The 758-nt window shown below is 64.1% G+C and carries 1 protein-coding gene; it reads left to right on the top strand.

Annotated features, from left to right (window positions below; translation table 11 throughout):
• The coding region (gene hutU / locus CAF87_RS28905) for a urocanate hydratase (protein ID WP_085741072.1) at positions 1 to 758 on the top strand (758 nt) is incomplete at both ends.

The raw sequence follows: 758 nt of genomic DNA, 5'->3' as shown, positions 1-758 counted from the left end.
TACGGTGGCATCGGTCGCGCCGCGCGTAACTGGGAGTGCTACGACAAGATCGTCGAAAGCCTGACCAATCTGAATGATGACGAGACCCTGCTGGTGCAATCCGGCAAGCCGGTCGGCGTGTTCAAGACCCACAGCAACGCGCCGCGCGTGCTGATCGCCAACTCCAACCTGGTGCCGCACTGGGCGACCTGGGAACACTTCAACGAACTCGACGCGAAAGGTCTGGCGATGTACGGCCAGATGACCGCCGGCAGCTGGATCTACATCGGCAGCCAGGGCATCGTGCAGGGCACCTACGAAACCTTCGTTGAAGCCGGTCGCCAGCATTACGACTCCAACCTCAAGGGCCGCTGGGTCCTGACCGCCGGCCTCGGTGGCATGGGCGGCGCCCAGCCTCTGGCTGCCACATTGGCCGGTGCGTGCTCGCTGAACATCGAATGCCAGCAGGTGAGCATCGATTTCCGCCTGAAAAGCCGTTACGTCGACGAGCAGGCCAAAGACCTCGACGACGCCCTGGCGCGCATTGAGAAGTACACCAAAGAAGGCAAGGCGATCTCCATCGCCCTGCTGGGCAACGCCGCCGAAATCCTTCCGGAACTGGTCCGTCGCGGCGTGCGCCCGGACATGGTCACCGACCAGACCAGCGCCCACGACCCGCTCAACGGTTACCTGCCGGCCGGCTGGACCTGGGAGCAATACCGCGCCCGCGCCAAGACCGAACCGGCCGCTGTGATCAAGGCCGCCAAGCAATCGATGGC

It is taken from the genome of Pseudomonas sp. R38(2017), assembly GCF_002112395.1.
GTDB lineage: Bacteria > Pseudomonadota > Gammaproteobacteria > Pseudomonadales > Pseudomonadaceae > Aquipseudomonas.
This window is presented reverse-complemented; position numbering and strand designations above follow the sequence as displayed.